The following is a 16,302-nucleotide window of genomic DNA, read 5'->3' on the forward strand; positions in this document are numbered from 1 at the left end:
CGCAATTGATCATCCACATCCGACAGTTCTGGTGCGGCGTCAAGGTAGGGGAGAGTCCATCCCCGCACGCGCGGGGACCACATCACGCGCGGCGCGGATGGCCGCCTCTCGGCGGGACCACCCCCGCACGCGCGGGGACCACCGCTCTTGACCCAGGCCGCCGTGCCGAAGCTGGGGACCACCCCCGCACGCGCGGGTACCACAGGCCGCGACCTGCGGTTTTATCCGGCGGCCAGCCAGTTTCTCTTCACTTCTTGCGAGACCGACAATTCGCTCCTTCAACCACAAACCCGCACTCCCCGCATGCATAACCCATACACCAGCCAGCCACCACGAACTGCCCTAAGCCCCACACCTGACGCACCCCCATTCCTACCGTTCGCACCGCCAGTCCGAAGGCGGAACAGCACCGCGCCCCCCTCACCTCCCCCGATAAACAGCCCCCCGCCGCTCCACAAACGCCGCCACCCCCTCCTTCGCGTCCGCCGAAGCCATATTGATCTCCTGCGCCGCAGCCTCCGCCGCCAGCGCGGCCGTGCGGTCCGTGTCCAAGGAGGCGTTGACCAGTTGCTTGGTGAGGGCCAGGGCTCGGGTCGGGGACGTGGCCAGGCGGTCCGCCCAGGCCTGGGCGGTCTTCGGGAGGTCGGCGTCGGGGACGACGCGGTTGACCAGGCCGAGGCGTTCCGCCTCCGCTGCGGGGAGTGCGTCGCCGAAGAACATGAGTTCCTTGGTGCGTTGGGGGCCGATCAGGCGGGGGAGGAGGTAGGCGCCCGCGCCGTCGGGGACGAGGCCTCGGCGTACGAAGATCTCTATGAAGCGGGCCGATTCCGCGGCCAGGACCAGGTCGCAGGCCAGGGCCAGGTGGGCGCCGAGGCCTGCCGCGGTGCCGTTCACCGCTGCGAGGACGGGCTTCTCGCAGTCCAGGATCGCGGTGATCAGGCGTTGGGCGCCCTGCCTGAGGGTGCGGGAGATGTCGCCCGCCGTGCGTTCGGTGTCCGGTGGGGGTGTGGTGGGGCCGCGCAGGTCGGCGCCTGTGCAGAAGCCCTTGCCTGTGGCTGTGAGGACCACCGCTCGGATGGTGGGGGTGGTCGTGGCCTCTTCGAGGAGGGTGATCAGGTGGTCGCGTTGCTCTGCCGTGATCGCGTTCAGGACCTCCGGGCGGTTGAGGGTGATCCAGGAGACGCCGTTGGGGGTGAGGGTGTGGAGGATGGGGGTGTGGAGGATGGGTGTGGGTGCAGGTGTGGGCGCAGGTGTGGGCGTCGGTGTGGACTTCGGTGCGGGCGTCGGCGTGGTCATCAGTGGCACACCGCCAGCGCGTCCAGCGCCACCGCTCCCTGCCCCCGTGGCAGGACCAACAACGGGTTGATGTCCAGCTCCGCCAGCTCGTCGCCCAGTTCAAGGGCCATCCGTTGGACCCGCAGTACGACCTCGACGAGGGCGTCGAGGTCGGCCGGTGGTGCGCCCCGGACGCCGTCGAGGAGGGCTCGGCCGCGCAGGGACGACAGCATCCGGCGGGCCTCCTCCTCGCCGAACGGCGGGACCCCCACCGCCACATCGCGCAGGACCTCCACCAGGACGCCGCCCAGGCCGACCGTGACGGTGGGGCCGAAGAGGGGGTCGGGGGAGACGCCGACGACCATCTCGACGCCGCGTTCGATCATTTGGCAGACGAGGATGCCGTCGAGTGCGACGTCTTCGTAGCGGGCGATGTCGGTGAGGTCGCGGTAGGCGTCGCGGACCTGGCTGGCGGAGGTGAGGCCCACCTTGACCAGGCCGAGTTCGGTCTTGTGGGCGATGCGGGTGCCGGACGCCTTCATGACCACCGGGTAGCCGACGAGGCCTGCCGCCCGGACCGACGCCGCCGCGCTGGTCACCAACTGTTCCCGCGGCACCCGGATCCCGTACGCCCGGAGGAGCTGCTTCGCCGCGTGCTCGCTGAGGCGTTGGCCCGGCCGGAGGAGCGCCTGTGCCTTGCGGTACGACGGGGAGACGGCGCGCGGCGCCTCGTCGAAGGGGGAGCGGTAGGAGGCGGTGAAGCGGTGGTGGTCGAGGTAGGCGCGCACGGCGCCGATGCAGTTGGCGAAGGTGCGGAACGTGGCCACGCGGGACGAGCCGAGGAGCGTCTCGCGGTACGCCGCCTCCGTACCCAGCGGCGAACCCCACACCACGCACACCAGCTTGTCCGTCTGCTCCGCCGCGGCCACCAGGTCCTCGGCCAGCTTGTCGCTCATCGGCGGGAAGGGGCCCGTGATGGGGCAGATGAGGACGCCGACCTCGGGGTCCGCCAGGATCGCGTCGATGATCTTCCGGCCGCGCCAGTCGCCCACGGGGTGGCCGCCGTTGTCGACGGGGTTGGCGACGTTCAGGTAGTGCGGGATCCAGTCGTGGAGTTCGGCCTGTTTGGCGGTGGAGAGCGTCGGCAGCGGCAGGCCCGCCTCGGTGGCCAGGTCGGCGAAGTGGGCGCCGGTGCCGCCGGAGATGGAGTACACGACCACGCCGTCGGCCCGCGGTGGCCGGGCCCGTGCCAACAGCGTCGCGGTGTCCTGGAGTTCGTCCAGGCCGTCGACGCGGATCACGCCGTACTGCCGCATCGCCGCGTCCACCACCGCGTCCGCCCCGGTCAGCTTCCCGGTGTGCGAGGCGGCCGTGCGCGCGCCCGTCTCCGTCCGGCCGACCTTCACGGCGACCACCGGCACCCCGCGCCGCGCCGCCCGGTCCGCCGCGAGGAGGAACGCGCGGCCGTCCTTGAGGCCCTCCACGTAACAGGCGATCGCGCCCACCTCGGGCTGCTCCGCGAAGTACGAGAGGAAGTCGGCCGTCTCCAGGTCCGCCTCGTTGCCCGTGGGCGCCCAGTGCGAGAGGCGGACGCCGAGCTCCTGGAGCGTGAAGACGGGGCGGCCCTGGTGGCCGGACTGGGTGATGAGGGCGATGGCCGGGCCTTCGAGGTCGTCGCGGAACCGCTCGAAGGCGTTGAGGTTGGTGTTCGGGCCGAGCAGCCGCATGCCCGAGCGGCCGACGGCCGCCGCCAGGCGCTGCTGCGCGAGCGCGCCCGCCGCGCCCGTCTCCGCGAAGCCGGACGCGAACGCCACGGCGAACTTCACCTTCGCCTCGGCCAGTTCCTCGATGACCGGCAGCGGGTCACTGATCAGGAGTACGGCGAGGTCGATCGGCTCGGGCAGGTCGGCCACGGACGGGAAGCAGGGCGTGCCGAACACCGACGGGCGGGTGGGGTGTACCGGGTGCAGCCGGGCGCCGACGCGCTCCGCCCACGCCACGAGTTGGCGCGTGATGCCGGTGTTCGGCCGCCCCTCCGCGTCCGACGCGCCGATCACGGCGACCGACTCGGGGCGGAAGAAGCGGTCCAGGTCGGGTACGTCGGCGGCCAGCGGCCGGCCGCCCACGTCCAGGTCGCCGGTCGCCGCGGCGCGGCCGTGGACGGTGGCGGCGGGGAGGTTGCCGCAGGCCACCGCGCGGGCGCGGCGGGGGTCGGAGGTGAAGGTGCCGTATGTCGATCCAAGCATCGGTCCGCCCGCTCCTGTGTGACAGCAACATAACTGACGCATAGTCAGATTACTGAACTGACGCTGTGTCAGGAATGGGGCTGCGGATTTTGTACGACGGCGCGGGGGAGGCCGGCTTGCCGTGGCACAGGGAGCTGCCTTGGTGCGGTGAAGTTGTGAGCTGGGTGAGCTGGGTGAGCTGGGTGAGGTCTTAGGTCGAGTGGTGGTGCGTGGGGCTGCTGGGGTGGGTGCGACATGCGCGTACGCCCGGTAACACCGGTAACACCACGGAACCGCAGAAGCCCGCCCGTGCCAAGGGTGCGTAGGGGAACTGGCCGGTTACTTACGGCCCGCGCGGGCCGCGGACTTCGCCACCGCCCCCGCGATCCGCCCCGCGTCCCTGCCCAGTTCGCGCAGCATCCCGCTGATGGGGTTGGTGAAGCCGGTGAAGTACAGGTCGGGGGCTTCGGGGGCGGTGCGCGGGCCGTGCACCCGAGGGCGCCCCTGGCTGTCGAGCACGCCGAGGTGGCCGAGCAGGGGCTCCAGGGCGCGGGTGTAGCCGGTGGCGGCGATGACGGTGTCCGGGCCGACGCGGGTGCCGTCCGCGAGGACGACCTTGTCCTCCTCGAAGGACTCGACGGCCGCGACGGGCTCGACCCGGCCCGTGCGGACGGCGTCGATCAGGCCGACGTCCTGCACCGGGATGGCACCCTCGTGGGCCCGGGTGTACAGGCCGGTGTCCGGTCGCGGCAGCCCCCGCGCGGACAGGTCGGGCACGCTCACCTTGGCGATCACGCGGGCCAGCCGGTCGACCACGGGCACCGGCAGTCTGCGGCACAGGATGCCGGAGCGCTGCGCCGCCCACCCGGCGGTGGAGCGGCGCACGATGTGCGGGGCCGTGCGCACCGCGAGCCGCACCCGCGCCGCGCCGCCCTCGACCAGGTCGACGGCGATCTCCGCGCCGGTGTTGCCGACGCCGACGACGAGCACGTCCTTGCCCGCGTAGGGGGACGGCTCGCGGTAGGCGCTCGCGTGCAGCAGATCGCCGGTGTACGTGTCGCGGCCGGGCCAGTCCGGCAGCAGCGGGGAGTGGTTGTAGCCGGTGGCGACGACGACCGCGCTGCCGGTCAGCTCCCGGCCGCCGGTGGCGTGCAGCAGCCAGCCCGCGCCGTCGGCGGTGCGTTCCAGGCGGGAGACCCGCACGCCGGTGACGACTTCCAGCTCGTGGTGCTCCGCGTACTTCTCCAGGTAGCGGAGCACGTTGTCGCGCGCGACCCACCTGCCGAACGAACGCGGCATCGCGAGGCCCGGCAGGGCGGACAGGCGGCGCGTGGTGTGCAGCTGGAGGCGGTCGTAGTGGGCGCGCCAGGAGGCGCCGACGCGGTCGGACTTCTCCAGGACGACGGCGCGTACGCCGCGTGCGCGCAGGGCGGCCGCCACGGAGAGTCCGCCGGGGCCGCCGCCGATGACGTACACCGGGCGGTCGTGGGCCGGGCGGCCGGGCGCGGGGCGCTGGCTGCGGCGCGCTGGGGGGTTGGTGGAGTCGGCCATGTTCTGGAGAGTAACCACGTCGTCACTTGATGGGTGACGGACAAGTCCGAAACCGGTTGCGATCCGATCACGTGTGCGGGAGGCCCGGACGCACCCGTCTTGCGCCGGGCCGTCGGGTGCGCTGAACTGACGTACCGTCAGAATCTCTTGCCGGGCGCCCGGAACATTCCCTTGTGGGGGTGTATGCGAGGCGCGGAGCGGGGGTCGGCGGGCGATGGTGAGCGGGACTTGGGAGGTCGCGGCGTGGACTTGATCTGGGTCGGGGGCGGCGAGCGGCTCGCTGTGCTTCGCGGCGGGTGTGGCCCGTGGGGGCTGGGGCGGCGGTGCGGCGAGGGCGAGAAGGGCTGGTTCGGGCGGGGTGGGGGGTCGGTCCGGTGAGCGGCGTACGGTTCGACCTCCCCGACCCCGACCCCTTCACCCGCCCCTACTGGGACGCCGCCGCCGAGGGTCATCTCCTCGTCCGCCGCTGCCATGCCCCCGCGTGCGGCCGCGCCCACCACTACCCGCGCGAGTTCTGCCCGCACTGCTGGAGCGAGCACGTCACCTGGGAGCGCGCGAGCGGCCACGCCACGCTCTACACCTGGTCGGTGGTCCACCGGAACGACCTGCCGCCCTTCGGCACCCGCGTCCCGTACACCGCGGCCGTCGTCGACCTCGCCGAGGGCCCCCGGATGATGACGGAACTCGTCGCCCCGGCCGCCGGCCCGAAGCCCGCGCCGCGCCCTGGCCTGCCCCTTGAGGTCACCTTCCGGGAGCAGGGCGAGGGCGTGCCGGTGCCGGTGTTCCGGCCGCGCTGACCGTCGTCGTGCCCGTCCGCCCCGGCAGGCGGTCAGGAGGCGGCGACCCGCTTCGCGTACCGATGGCACGGCACCCGGATCGGGCCGCTGTCGCTCGCCGCCAGGTACTCGAAGAGGCCCTCGTCGGTCCAGCCGTTGCGTTCGTAGAACCTGCGGGCGCGGGCGTTGCCGTTGACCACGGCGAGCCAGGCGCGGGTGTGGCCCCTGGCGGCCACGCGGCGTTCCGCCTCGGCGAGGAGGGAGCGGGCCACGGTCGTGCCCCGGTGGTTCGCGTCGACGTACACCTGCTCCACCTCGTCGTCGACGACCATCACGAAACCGGCCACTTCGCCGCCGACCGTCGCCACCGCCGTGTCCGCGACCCGCTGCGGCGCCCGCAGGCCGAACGAGTGTGCCGTGCGCACCGCCACCAGCGCCGCCGGTACGTTGCCCAGATGGCCGTCGCCCCAGCCCTCGTGCCAGATCCGGGCGATCGCCGCCACATCGGCCGGCGTCGCGGGGCGCAATTCCACCACAGGTTCCTCGTGGGTCGTCACGGCCACATCAACTCCCTAGCCCAGCCCCCGTTTTCAGCCGCACGGTAGCGCAGCCGCACATGACGCCTCCGCGCGTCTCCCTGGAAGAATTCCACCTCGTGCGGCGCCAGCGCGTACAGCGTCCAGCTCGGCGCGTCGGCCGTCGGCTCCCGCGCGGCCCGCTCCCACGCCGCCGCCGAGGCCCGCGCCAACTCCTCCGGCGCCGTCAGGACTTCGCTCTGCCGCCCCACGAGCGCCGCCGCCAGCGCCCCCGCCGACCTCGCGTGCAGGTCCGCCAGGGCCTCGGCGTGCGACGCCGTCCGCACCGGGCCGCGCACCCTGACCTGGCGTCCTTGCGCCGGCCAGTAGAAGTGCAGAGCCCCGTACGGGTGCGCCGCGAGCTGCTGACCCTTGACGCTCGTCGCGTGCGACGCGAAGTGCCAGCCCGCTTCGTCCACGTCGTGCAGCATCACCGTCCGTACGTCCGGGTCGCCCGCCTCGTCCACCGTCGCCAGGCCCATCGTGTGCGGCTCCGGCTGCCCCGCCGCCACGGCCTGCGCGAACCACCCGTGGAACAGGTCCACCGGGGCGGGCGGCGCCTCGGCCGGGTCGAACTCCGGCAGTTCGACGTCCCAGACCTTCTGGGCGCGCAGCAGTCGCCGGAACTCCGTCGCGGGCGTGGTGGGGGACGCGGGCTGCCGCTCGGGCGTGGGTGTCGTCATGAGGGGATTGTCGTCCCGCGCGCCCCGTCCCGCGCGCCCCGTCCCCGCGGCAGGGCCCGAAGCAGGACCCGAAGCAGGGCCCGCGGCGGCGGTGGCCCTGCCCGTCGCCGCGTCCACGTTCCGGCAACGGCGCGGCCCTCCTATGTTCATGATCAACTGCACAACTCCCTCCATATGCCCCTGGTCTAACGGGACGTACCGAAAGCACCACCGCACACCGACATCCCGAAGGGCACTTCCGCATGCGCACTCACCGGACCAGCACCGCCATCGCCTCCCTCGTCCTCGCCCTCGGCGGCGCCGCCTTAGCGGTCCCCACCGCCCAGGCGGCACCGGCGGCACCGGCGGCGACGGCCGCCCTCGTCCACGACGGCGACGAACTCTGGTACAAGGCCGCCCCCGGCCAGCAGAACAAGCTGACGGTCACCGACAAGATCGACCACGTCGGTGACAACGAGGCGTACTACGTCCTCACCTTCCGCGACCGGTTCGACATCTCCATCGACGCGAACGCGGCGGAGTGGGACGAGTGCGCGTACCCGTCGGCGTCCGACCACAAGACCGTCCGGTGCCGGATCGAGATCCCGCAGAACTCGGACGACTCCGACACCTACGACATCGACCTCGGCGACAAGAACGACACCCTCACCCTGAAGCCCGAGAGCGAGGCCTGGGCCGGTGTCTACGGCGGCACGGGCAACGACGTGCTCAACGGCTCCACCGGGTCCATGCTGCACGGCCAGGGCGGCGACGACCGCCTCGTCGGGGGCGGCGGCCCCATGGGCTTCGGCTCGTACGGCGGCGCCGGTGACGACACCCTCGTCGACTGCGGCCAGGACTGCTTCGGCGGCACCGGCGACGACTCGCTCTCCGGCAACGGCGAGGAGAACACCCTGCACGGCGACGACGGCAACGACGTCCTGCACGGCAAGGCGGGCGCCGACGTCCTCCACGGCGGCAAGGGCAACGACAAGCTGTACGGCGAGGCGGGCAACGACACGCTGTGGGGCAACAGCGGCGACGACGTCCTGTGGGGCGGCACCGGCACCGACAAGCTCTCCGGCGGCGCCGGGCGCAACGAGCTGCACCAGGACTGATCCGTCCGGGGCGGGCGCGGGGAGGGGGGATCCCCCGCGCACGGCCCGTGCCTCCGGGGGTTCGGGGCCCGGGAACGGCGCCCCCGCCCCCGTCGACCCCACCGGGGCCGCCCCCCGGCCCGGCAGCCCCGCCTACCTCCCCAGCACCACCGTCCCCGAAGAGCAGAACCACCCACCCGTCCCCGACACCACCGCCACCTCCGGCAGCCGCCCCCCGGCCCGCCGCACCTGCCGCCCCTGCCCGGCCGTCCCGCGCAGCTGCCGTACCGCCTCCACCAGCAGGAACAGGCCCCGCATTCCCGGGTGCTGGGCGGACAGGCCGCCGCCGTCGGTGTTGGTCGGGAGCTCGCCGTCGCGCAGCAGGCGGCCCTTCTCCACGAACGCGCCGCCCTCGCCCTTGGCGCAGAAGCCCAGGTCCTCCAGGGTCACCAGCGTCATGTAGGTGAAGGCGTCGTAGATCTCGGCGATGTCCACGTCCGCCGGGCCCACCCCGGCCCGCTCGAACGCGAGCCGTCCGCTGACCGCCGCCGGGGACACCGTGAAGTCCTCCCACTCGGACATGGCCGTGTGCGACACGTGCTCCCCGGACCCGAGCACCCACACCGGCACGGACGCGCAGTCCGGTACGTAATCCTCGGCGGCCAGCAGCACCGCGCAGCCGCCGTCGGACCGGATGCAGCAGTGCAGCTTCGTGAACGGGTCCGCGATCATCGGGCCGGTCAGCACGTCGTCCACGGTGATCGGGTCGCGGTACATCGCCTCCGGGTTCGCCGCCGCGTTGGCCCGTGCCTGCACGGCGACCTGCGCCAACTGCTCCAGCGTCGTCCCGTACTCGTGCATGTGGCGGCGCGCCGCCATCGCGTACTTGGCGACCAGGGTGTGCCCGTAGGGGACCTCGAACTGGAGCGGGCCGCGCGCCCCGAACGACAGGTTCGCCGTGCGCCGCCGCGCCTTGAGGTCGGCGCGGGCCGTGGAGCCGTACACGAGCAGGACGGCGTTGGCGTGCCCCGCCGCGATCGCGTCGGCCGCGTGCGCCGCCATCACCTCCCAGGTCGCGCCGCCCACGGACGTCGAGTCCACCCAGCGCGGCCGCAGGCCCAGATACTCGGCGACCTCGACCGGCGCCAGCGTCCCGAGCCCCGCCGAGGCGATCCCGTCGATCACCGCACGGTCGAGCCCGGAGTCCGCAAGGGCGCGCCGGGCCGCCTGCGCGTGCAGCGCGTACGCCGTCGCGTCGTCGACCCGCCCGCAGTCCGAGAGAGCCACTCCTACGACGGCGACCTTTCGGCGACCAGAGCTGCGGGCACCTCCGGGGCGGCGTGAACCAGTGTCAACGGCCATGAATCTGACGGTACATCAGATCTGGGGGTGGGTGGGAGGTCGCCTGCGGAGGCCGGGGGGGGGTCGGGGGAAGGGGGCCGTCGCCGGGGCGGGCGCGTCACGGCCCTGGGCAACCACGCCCCCGCGTCCTAGCATGTCGGCCCGTCAGCTCATGTGACGGTTCGTCAGATCCGGGGCCCCGGGCCCGGGAGAGGAGCCCGCCGATGGACGCCGCCCTCACCGCGGAACAGGACGAGATCCGCCGCACCCTGCGGGAGATCGTCACCAAACGCAGCGGCCCCGACGACGTCAAAGCCGCCGTCCGCACCGCCGCCGGGTACGACGCCGGGCTGTGGGCCGCCCTCGCCGGACAGCTCGGCCTGCCCGGCCTGGCCCTGCCCGAGCGGCACGGCGGCACCGGCTGCGGCACCCTCGAACTCGCCCTGGCCTACGAGGAACTGGGCCAGGGCCTCGCCCCCTCGCCCCTCGTCGCCACCGCCGGGCTCGCCGCACCGCTCCTGCTCGCCCTCGGCACCCCGCGCCGGTGCGCCGAGCTGCTGCCCCGCGTCGCCACCGGCGAGCTGACCGCCGCCCTCGCCGTCCCGGGCGCCGCCCTCGCCACCGCCCTCGGCCTGGTCGACGCTCGCGAAGACGACCGCGACGGCCGCGACGACCGCGCCCACCGTGCCGACTGGGCGGGTGGCGGCCGCGCGGGCGGCGTGCAGGCGCGGGCGGTCGACGGTGTCTGGCGGCTGTACGGGCAGGTCGACCAGGTCCTCGACGGGCACAGCGCCGGGCTGCTCCTCGTCGCCGCGCACACCGGCGGCTTCGCCCGGTCGCGGGCGCTGCTGTTCCTCGTACGCGGTGACGCCCCCGGTCTCGTCCGCGTACGGCAGACCGCGCTCGACGAGACGCGGCCGCGCGCCCGGCTCGAACTCCGGGAGGTGGCGGGCGAGTTGCTGGGCGACGGCGGTGACGTGGGCGCCGCACTCGGCGGAGTCGGGGAGCGCGTCGCCGTCCTGCTCGCCGCCGAGGCCGTCGGCGCCGCCGACCGCGCGCTCGCCCGCACCGTCTCCTACGTCAAGGAGCGCGAGCAGTTCGGGCGGGCGATCGGGTCCTTCCAGGCCGTGAAGCACCGGCTCGCGGATGTGTACGTGCGGGTGCAGGCGGCCAGGTCGGCGGCGTACTACGCGGCGTGGGCGGCGGACGCACGCGAGGGTGACGGTGACGGTGACGGCGGCCGGGGCGAGCTGGTCGGGGGGATCGCCCTCGCGCAGGGTCTCGAAGCCCTGCGCGCCGCCGCCGCCGAGGCCGTCCAGCTGCACGGCGGCATCGGCTTCACCTGGGAGCACGACGCCCACCTGTACCTCAAGCGGGCCTCCGGCGATGAACTGCTCTTCGGGCCGGTGCACCGGCTGCGGGCGCACGCGGCCGACCGCGCCGGGCTGTTCGCGGCGGGGGCGGAGCGGTCAGAGCGGGAAGAGGGGGCGCGGGGAGCCGCGGGGGCGCGCGGCGCGGACGGGGCGGTGGCCGCCGGGGCGCCGGATCGGGACGCGCCCGCCGTTCGGGTGGTCGGGGCGGGCCGGGGGCGGCGGGCCGACGGGACGGGGCGCTGATGGCCGCCGGGGTCGGGCTCCGCCTGGTGCGGAAGGTGTCCGCGACCCGTGCCTTCGCCCGCGTGGCCCCCCGCCTCGTACCCGCCATGGACCGGGGCGTGCACCGGCTCACGCGCGGAAAGGTGCTGCTCAGCGCCCGGATGCTGCCCGGCGTGATCTTGACTGTGCGGGGTGCGCGGAGCGGGCTCGACCGGCGTACTCCGTTGGCGTGCGTGCCGGAGGACGGCGGGAGCTGGCTGCTCGTCGGGTCGAACTTCGGACGGCCCGCGCATCCGGCGTGGACCGCGAACCTGCTGGCGGGTCCGGACGCCTCGATCAACTGGCGCGGGGTCGACATCCCGGTGCGGGCACGGCTGTTGGCGGGGGCGGAGCGGGCTGCGGCCTGGGAGGCGGCGGTGGCGTTCTGGCCGCCGTACGCGACGTACCAGGCACGGGTGGAGCGCGAGATACGGCTGTTCCGGCTGGAACGGAGGTAGCGCACCCGAACGGGGGGCAGGCGCCACGGGGGAGGATGCCACGGGGGCGGGCGCCACGGGGGGCAGGCGTCAACGATCGAGCCGCGGCACACCGGATCATGCGGAGAGCACAGCGGCGGATCACAGACAGTGATCCGCCGCCGTGGTGACAGGACTCCGGTGCCGGGCGCCTACTTCGTCGGCTTCTTGCCCGTCACGCCCAGGTGCACCAACAGCGCCAGATTGGGCTTCAGTTCCGCCTGCTTGACGCCCCAGGTCTGGAAGCCGCGCTGGTGCGAGGCGACCGCGGCGAGCATCGCGACCAGCGAACCGGCCATCGCCGCGGGGCTCACGTCCTTGTCGACCTTGCCCTTGGACTGGAGCTCCTTGACGGTGTCCGTAAGGGAGTTGTTCACCGAATTGAGGATCTTCATCCGGATTTTGTAGAACCGCTTGTCGCCCTCGGCGGCACCGAGGTCGACCACCCGGAGGATCGCGTCGTTCTTCCGCCAGAAGTCGAGGAACCCGTCGACCAGCTCCTGCGAGGTCTGCCAGCCGGCCTTGCCGACCCAGGAGCGGCCTTCGAGGAGCTGCGTCAACTGCGCGCCCTCGGCGGCCATTTGCTCGGCGATCTCCAGGACGGCGCCCTCGACGTCCGGGAAGTACTGGTAGAACGTCGCCGGCGAAGTGCCCGCCTTCCGGGCGACGTCGATGACTTTGACGTCCCGGTAGGGCGAGGAGCTGAGCATCTCGCTCAGGCAGTCCAGCAGTTTCTGACGTGTCGCCTGACCACGCCGACCGGCCACACGGCCGTCGACGGTACGTACCTGTCCTGTCATGCCGTCAGCTTACCGAGGGGTGATCGGAGCGCGATTCGGCCGAGTGCAAATGGGGTTGAAGGGGTGCCAGAGGGGTGGCGGAGGGGCGCCGGAGGGGTGCACCGGGGTGACGGGAGGGGGGGAAGCGGGGCGGGGGCGCCCGTGACGGGGGCCGCGCTCCGGCCGGAAATGATCGTTCAGGAGTACGCCGCCGCTCGGCCGTGATCGCTCGGCCGCCCCGGCAGAATTGGCCACGTGTTCGAATCGATGTGCTGCGGGCCTGTCGGGGTGCGGCTAGCTTGACTGTGACGGAGGCCACAGGACGGCCCTCCGCGGGCGAACCAAGGGATCGGTCTCATGGAATTCGCGGAAGGCGTCCCCTGCTGGGTGGACGCGATGCTCCCGGACGTCGAGGGTGGCAAGCGCTTCTACGGCGAGCTCTTCGGCTGGACCTTCGACGACGGTGCCGGGGCGGAGTACGGGAACTACACCCAGGCGTTCCTCGCCGGTGCGCCCGTCGCCGCGCTCGCCCCCAAGCCGGACGGCCGCATGCCCACGTCCTGGACGGTCTACCTCGCGACCCCGGACGCGGTCGCGCTCGCCGGGCGCATCAAGGGTGCGGGCGGGCAGATGATCATGGACCCGATGCCGGTCGGCCCGTTCGGCACGATGGGGCTCGCGGCCGACCCCGAGGGCGCCGTCTTCGGCCTCTGGCAGGCGGGCGCGCACCTGGGCTTCGGCAGGCAGCGGGAGCCCGGCGCCTTCTGCTGGACCGAGGTGTACGCCCGCACCAAGGAGACGGTCGACCCCTTCTACGAGGGCGTCTTCGGCTACGGGGGCCAGGACCTGGACGACGCGGGCGAGGACTTCCGGGTCTGGTCGCCCGCCGGGGCGCGGCCGGGGCCCGACACCGCGATCGGCGGCCGGGCGCTGATGGGCGGGGCCTTCCCGGCCGAGATGCCCCCGCACTTCCTCAACTACTTCGTCGTCGCCGACTGCGACGCCGCCGCGGCCACCGCCCGCCGGCTCGGCGGGCGCGTGCGCGACGAGCCGCAGGACACGCCGTACGGACGCATCTGCACCCTGGTGGACAACCAAGGAGCGGCTTTCGCCGTCCTCCAGGAGCCGGACCAGGCGTGATCCGGGCTTGATCCGGGTGCGATCCGGGCGAGGAGCGGAAGAGGTACGGGAGAGGTGTGTGAGGGGTATCGGAGGGCATCGCCCCTTTTGATGTACCCATACTTCGCTTTTGTCCCGAAACAGCCCGATCTTGCCCCGGGTTCGCAACCGTGGCCCGAGCCAGGAAGAATCAGGGTGCGTGCCGCCGTAGCGGCTCGGTGGTGAGACGCTGCACGGGGCCGCTCGGAACGGCGGCCGCGCGTACGGGGAGGTGGCAGGCAAGTGGTGGACCAGCTGACGCAGCACGATCCGCGGCGGATCGGCCCGTTCGAGGTCCTTGGACGGCTCGGCGCCGGTGGCATGGGACTCGTCTATCTCGCGCGCTCCGCCTCCGGGCGGCGCGTGGCGATCAAGACGGTCAGAACCGAGCTCGCCGAGGACCAGCTGTTCCGAGTCCGCTTCACGCGCGAGGTCGAGGCGGCCCGCGCCGTGTCCGGCTTCTACACGGCCGCCGTGGTCGACGCCGACCCGCGCGCCGCCGTGCCCTGGCTCGCCACCGCGTACGTGCCCGCGCCCTCGCTCGAGGAAATAGTGAACGAGCACGGGCCGCTGCCCACCCAGGCCGTGCGCTGGCTGGCCGCGGGCGTCGCCGAGGCCCTGGAGTCCATCCACGGCGCCGGGCTCGTCCACCGCGACCTGAAGCCGTCCAACGTGCTCGTCGTCGAGGACGGCCCCCGCGTCATCGACTTCGGCATCGCGTCGGGCGTCTCCAACACCCGCCTGACCATGACCAACGTCGCCGTCGGCACCCCCGCCTACATGTCGCCCGAGCAGGCCAAGGACTCCCGCAGCGTCACCGGCGCCAGCGATGTGTTCTCCCTCGGCTCGACCCTCGTCTTCGCCGCCACCGGGCACGCCCCCTTCCACGGCGCCAACCCCGTCGAGACCGTCTTCATGCTGCTTCGCGAGGGCCCCGACCTGGAGGGCCTGCCCGACGAGCTGCGGCCCCTCATCGAGTCCTGCATGCAGATGGAGGCCGCCCTCCGGCCCACCCCGAACGACCTCCAGTCCCAGCTCGCCCCGCACCTCTTCGCCTCCGAGGGCAACGGCGACGACAGCGGCACCGCCTCCGCCTGGCTGCCCGAGCGGGCCGTCGCGCTCATCGAGGCCCGCCGGGGCGGCCGCCCCGCCATGCGTGCCGCCGCCGGTGGCGGCTCCGCGGGCCGGGGAGCGCGCGGCAACTCCGCCGCCGGGGCCTCGGCCGCGCCCGTGTCCGCCGTGCCGCCGCCGCCCCGGCAGGCGCCCGCCGTGCCCTCGCACGCCCCCGGACTGCCCGCCCAGGTGCCCAACGGGGCGTCCCAGCCGTTCCACGCGCCGCACCCCGGCGCCTCCCAGCCCTTCCAGGCACCCGGCCGCGCCGCGCCCGACGCCGGACCCGTGCAGCTCGCCGGGGCCCAGGTGCCGATCGGGCCCGGGCCGCGCGTCGCCGAGGCCCGGGGGGCGGCCGCGCCCGTCGACTCCGGGCTCGCCGGGTCCTGGTCGAGGTCGGCACCCGCGCCGGGGGCGGTCGCGGGGCGGCCCGGGGCCAACGGGGCCGACGCGGGGGTCACGGGGGGCGTGGCCGCTCCGGCCGCGGGCTCCGGTGCCCCGGCCTCCTGGCGGCCCTGGCGGTTCCGGATGTCCAACGACGTCTGGGGCACGCCCGCCGTCGCCGGGAACCTCGTGTACGTCACGTCCTTCGAGGTGCACGCCCTCGACGTGAGCACCGGCCGGCGCAGTTTCAAGACCCGTGACGTCGCCTGGTCCATGGCGGTCGCCGACGGCCGCATCCACGCCTCCGACGGCCCCACCCTGTACGCCCTCGACGGCACCGACGGCTCCGACCTGTGGCGGATCCAGACCGACGCCTGGGTGTACGCCCTCCAGGCCGACCGGGGCACCGTCGTCACCGCCACCCGAGGCGGCGGCGTACAGGGCTGGGAGGCCGCGAACGGCGAGAAGCTCTGGGAGATCACCAACGCCCAGACCGAGTTCGAGACGCCCGAGGCCGCGCCCGTCATCGTCGACGGCACCGTGTACGTCTGGAAGGACGCCCGGCTGCGCGCCGTCGAGGCCCGCACCGGCATCGAGCGCTGGTCCTACCCCGTCGGCGACGCCGCGTCCTGCGGCGGCGTGCCGGTCCGTGTCACCCAGGCGCCCGACGGCTACGTGTACATCGCCGCCGGGACGCGTGTCCTCGCCGTCGACGTGGCCGCCGGGCACGTCCGCTGGCACTTCGAGGCGCCCGCCGCGTTCCTCTGTCCGCCCGCCTTCGCCCCCGGCCCCGCCGTCACCGGCGGCGGCGTGTACCTCGCCGACTACCTCGGCACCGTGTACGCCCTCGACGCCACCGACGGCCGCGACCGCTGGCGCATCGCCACCGAGGCCCGCTCCTCCGTCGACCCCGTCCTCGTCGCCGACGGCCACGTGCACGTGGGCAGCGGCAAGGGCCTCTACACCCTCGACGCCGTCACCGGCACCCCCAAGTGGCGCTTCCAGGCGGGCGGCGAGGTCGTCGGTTCCCCCGTCGTCGCCGACCGCCGCATCCACTTCGGCGCCACCGACCACCTCCTCTACACCCTCAAGGCCGACGACGGCCGCCTCCGCTGGAAGCTGGCCACCGGCGGCGAGATCACCGGTGCGCCGGTGGTGCGGGACGGGGTGGTGTACGCGTGCAGCAAGGACCGGTGTGTGTACGCGCTGGACGCGGAGCGGGGGACGGCGACCTCCCGCTGAGCCCCGGCGCGGGCGCG

13 protein-coding genes are annotated in these 16,302 nt (G+C 73.7%); 6 read left to right on the forward strand and 7 right to left on the reverse strand.

Annotated elements, in window-relative coordinates:
* Positions 1-420 precede the first annotated feature (420 nt).
* From IE274_RS14875 to IE274_RS14885, 3 genes are all read right to left on the reverse strand, one after another.
* Complete coding sequence (locus IE274_RS14875; protein ID WP_190116187.1) at positions 421-1,296, reverse strand: enoyl-CoA hydratase/isomerase family protein; 876 nt, start codon at positions 1,294-1,296, stop codon at positions 421-423.
* On the reverse strand, positions 1,296-3,521 hold the full coding sequence (locus IE274_RS14880; protein WP_190116188.1) for an acetate--CoA ligase family protein: 2,226 nt from the start codon (positions 3,519-3,521) through the stop codon (positions 1,296-1,298). Before IE274_RS14880 ends, IE274_RS14875 begins: the two co-directional genes overlap by 1 nt.
* A 318-nt stretch (positions 3,522-3,839) precedes the next feature.
* Positions 3,840-5,051, reverse strand: coding sequence for a flavin-containing monooxygenase (locus IE274_RS14885; protein WP_190116189.1), 1,212 nt, complete (start codon positions 5,049-5,051; stop codon positions 3,840-3,842).
* Between the two features lie 374 nt (positions 5,052-5,425).
* Between IE274_RS14885 and IE274_RS14890 the strand changes: the two genes are divergently transcribed.
* Complete coding sequence (locus tag IE274_RS14890) at positions 5,426-5,848, forward strand: Zn-ribbon domain-containing OB-fold protein (RefSeq protein ID WP_190116190.1); 423 nt, start codon at positions 5,426-5,428, stop codon at positions 5,846-5,848.
* 32 nt (positions 5,849-5,880) lie between these two features.
* Here IE274_RS14890 and IE274_RS14895 read toward each other — a convergent pair whose 3' ends face one another.
* Both IE274_RS14895 and IE274_RS14900 read right to left on the reverse strand, forming a co-directional pair.
* Entirely contained in the window at positions 5,881-6,384 is a 504-nt protein-coding gene (locus IE274_RS14895) for a GNAT family N-acetyltransferase (RefSeq protein WP_190116191.1), read from the reverse strand.
* Complete coding sequence (locus IE274_RS14900) at positions 6,381-7,085, reverse strand: pyridoxine/pyridoxamine 5'-phosphate oxidase (protein ID WP_190116192.1); 705 nt, start codon at positions 7,083-7,085, stop codon at positions 6,381-6,383. The genes IE274_RS14895 and IE274_RS14900 overlap by 4 nt, the downstream gene beginning before the upstream one ends.
* 242 nt (positions 7,086-7,327) lie before the next feature.
* Between IE274_RS14900 and IE274_RS14905 the strand changes: the two genes are divergently transcribed.
* Positions 7,328-8,182, forward strand: a complete 855-nt coding sequence (locus tag IE274_RS14905; RefSeq protein WP_190116193.1) for a calcium-binding protein — start codon at positions 7,328-7,330, stop codon at positions 8,180-8,182.
* A gap of 132 nt (positions 8,183-8,314) precedes the next feature.
* Here IE274_RS14905 and IE274_RS14910 read toward each other — a convergent pair whose 3' ends face one another.
* Complete coding sequence (locus IE274_RS14910) at positions 8,315-9,523, reverse strand: thiolase C-terminal domain-containing protein (RefSeq protein WP_190116194.1); 1,209 nt, start codon at positions 9,521-9,523, stop codon at positions 8,315-8,317.
* Between the two features lie 203 nt (positions 9,524-9,726).
* Here IE274_RS14910 and IE274_RS14915 point away from each other — a divergent pair, with 203 nt between their 5' ends.
* Both IE274_RS14915 and IE274_RS14920 read left to right on the forward strand, forming a co-directional pair.
* A complete protein-coding gene (locus tag IE274_RS14915; protein WP_190116195.1) occupies positions 9,727-11,118 on the forward strand; it encodes an acyl-CoA dehydrogenase family protein in 1,392 nt (463 codons plus the stop codon).
* On the forward strand, positions 11,118-11,594 hold the full coding sequence (locus IE274_RS14920) for a nitroreductase/quinone reductase family protein (RefSeq protein ID WP_190116196.1): 477 nt from the start codon (positions 11,118-11,120) through the stop codon (positions 11,592-11,594). The genes IE274_RS14915 and IE274_RS14920 overlap by 1 nt, the downstream gene beginning before the upstream one ends.
* A gap of 170 nt (positions 11,595-11,764) precedes the next feature.
* On the opposite strand, the gene IE274_RS14925 is transcribed toward IE274_RS14920, so the two are convergent.
* Positions 11,765-12,412, reverse strand: coding sequence for a TetR/AcrR family transcriptional regulator (locus tag IE274_RS14925; protein ID WP_190116197.1), 648 nt, complete (start codon positions 12,410-12,412; stop codon positions 11,765-11,767).
* A 336-nt stretch (positions 12,413-12,748) separates the two neighbouring features.
* Here IE274_RS14925 and kbpA point away from each other — a divergent pair, with 336 nt between their 5' ends.
* Both kbpA and afsK read left to right on the forward strand, forming a co-directional pair.
* Positions 12,749-13,531, forward strand: a complete 783-nt coding sequence (gene kbpA / locus IE274_RS14930; protein WP_190116198.1) for an AfsK-binding protein KbpA — start codon at positions 12,749-12,751, stop codon at positions 13,529-13,531.
* Between the two features lie 261 nt (positions 13,532-13,792).
* Positions 13,793-16,285, forward strand: a complete 2,493-nt coding sequence (gene afsK, locus IE274_RS14935) for a protein serine/threonine kinase AfsK (protein ID WP_190116199.1) — start codon at positions 13,793-13,795, stop codon at positions 16,283-16,285.
* Positions 16,286-16,302 lie beyond the last annotated feature (17 nt).

Origin of the sequence: Streptomyces flavofungini (genome assembly GCF_014650815.1) — a bacterium.
In the GTDB taxonomy this organism is placed as follows: Bacteria; Actinomycetota; Actinomycetes; order Streptomycetales; family Streptomycetaceae; genus Streptomyces; species Streptomyces flavofungini.